The organism is Arcobacter sp. CECT 8985, assembly GCF_004116495.1.
Taxonomy (GTDB): domain Bacteria; phylum Campylobacterota; class Campylobacteria; order Campylobacterales; family Arcobacteraceae; genus Malaciobacter.
Genome location: NZ_PDKC01000075.1, coordinates 1 through 1,209 on the forward strand (window position 1 = coordinate 1; position 1,209 = coordinate 1,209).

Below are 1,209 nucleotides of genomic sequence, written 5' to 3' on the forward strand. Positions count from 1 at the left end.
AAAATCAGCACATAATTTAGGTGTATATTATTATAAAAACTTTAAATATGATGAAGCATATAAATGGTTTATGAAATCATATAAAACAGGTGATTTAAACTCACTATTATCAATAGGATTGATGTATGATCAACAAAAAAAGTATACAGAAGCAATAAAGATATATAAAAAAGTTGGAGAATTAGGTGAACCAGAGGGATATCGTAGTTTAGGAATTTTATTTATAAAAAATAAAGATGTAAAAAATGACAAAAAAGGAATAAGATATTTAAAAAAATGTTATGAAATGGGATATGGACTATGTGCAGGTGGACTTGGTACATATTATGAAGAGTATAAAAAAGATTATAAAAAAGCAATTGAGTGGTATAAAAAAGGATTTGAGCTTAAAAATGAAGAGTCAACTTCAAGATTGGGTTTATTATATGAAGAAATATTAAAAGATTATGATAAAGCAATTTATTGGTATGCAAAAGGATTTAATGAGGTTAAGTGTATAGATTGTGCTTTTAATTTAGCTATGTTATATAATATTGATAAAAAAGATTATAAAAAAGCAGAAGAATGGTATAAAAAAGCTGCTAATTTAAAAGAAATAAGCGCAATGTATAATTTAGGTTATATGTTTGAATATGATTTAAAAGATAAAATAAATGCAATTATTTGGTATAAAAAAGCTGCTAAACTAGGTCATAAAAAAGCTATTAATAAACTAAATGATTTAGGAGTATCATATGAGTAATGATATAACTATAGGAAATGCCTTTCATAAAGTAGGTGAAGTAGCACATGTAAATGAATATTGTACTAAAGATAATAAACCAATAGAAGATGATATAAAAACAAGAATAGCTTATATATTAGTATCAAATATTAAAAAAAGTGTTTTTGTCAAAGCATCTTTTGAGTCTTTTCTTCGTTTAAAAGAATATCTCAATACTCATGTACATTTTGTACACTACATTTTCAATAACCTTTTTGCCTTGAATAGTTCACAAAATCTATTCTTACAAAAGCATTTTTCATTTTAAAGGATAGTATAGTGAAATACTTAATATTAATATTAATTCTAATTAATGCATATGCCCAAGAAGTAGAATTAAAAAAAAGTGAATATGATATAAATAAATGTATAAAAATAAAATATACAAAAGAAGATATAAAAAAGTATAAAAAACTAATACAAGAGGGTGAAATACAAGGATATAG

General features: G+C 23.4%; 2 protein-coding genes. Both read left to right on the forward strand.

The annotated features are described in order from the left end of the window. Positions 1-742 (forward strand): tetratricopeptide repeat protein (locus tag CRU93_RS14015; protein ID WP_164967713.1); only part of this gene is annotated, 742 nt, incomplete at its 5' end. Next, positions 735-1,031 (forward strand): hypothetical protein, encoded by a 297-nt coding sequence (locus CRU93_RS14020; RefSeq protein ID WP_129104798.1) that lies wholly within the window; start codon positions 735-737, stop codon positions 1,029-1,031. The genes CRU93_RS14015 and CRU93_RS14020, both read left to right, overlap by 8 nt. The last annotated feature ends 178 nt before the right edge of the window (positions 1,032-1,209 follow it).